Consider the following 595-nt stretch of genomic DNA (forward strand, 5'->3'; position numbering starts at 1 on the left):
CGTAGTCACCGCTTCTAACCCAGGCCTACCAGCCAATACGACCATCACTGTTGGCAAGGATGGCAGTGTGACTATTACTTACCCAGATGGTTCATCCAACACTATTCCAGGTAAGGATACGGTTCGTCAGATTGTGATAGCTATGACGGTAACACCAAGTCCAGAAAGCAAGACACCAGTTGTGGAAGGACAACCGATCACACCACGTCCAGCAGTTGTTGTAAACAAACCAAACGCAGTCATCACTGGTACCCAAACCAATGGCATCACTGTTGATGGCACTGGTAACTTAACGGGTACACCAGTGATTACGGACTGGACACTAGGTGAAGAAGAACGTCTTGTCAATATCCCAGTTAGCGTGACAGTCGGTCATGAAACTCAAGTGATTAAAGTTCCAGTAACGATTGAGCGTGATACGGATAAAGATGGCATCCCTGATAAAATTGACAATGACGACGATAACGACGGTATTCCAGATGCTCAGGATAAGAATCCTAAGATGGCGGATGCCTTGCGTGAGGATTATGTGATCATTGTTTCGGTGGATGGTACAGAGCAAACCGCCACTTACGAAGACATCACCCATGAGCAA

1 pseudogene is annotated in these 595 nt (G+C 46.7%); it reads left to right on the forward strand.

The features are described 5' to 3' along the window. Positions 1-595 (forward strand): annotated as a pseudogene (locus ACMZ6Z_RS09550) (hypothetical protein); the annotation flags it as partial.

It is taken from the genome of Streptococcus pluranimalium (assembly GCF_047785705.1).
Classification (GTDB): domain Bacteria; phylum Bacillota; class Bacilli; order Lactobacillales; family Streptococcaceae; genus Streptococcus; species Streptococcus pluranimalium_A.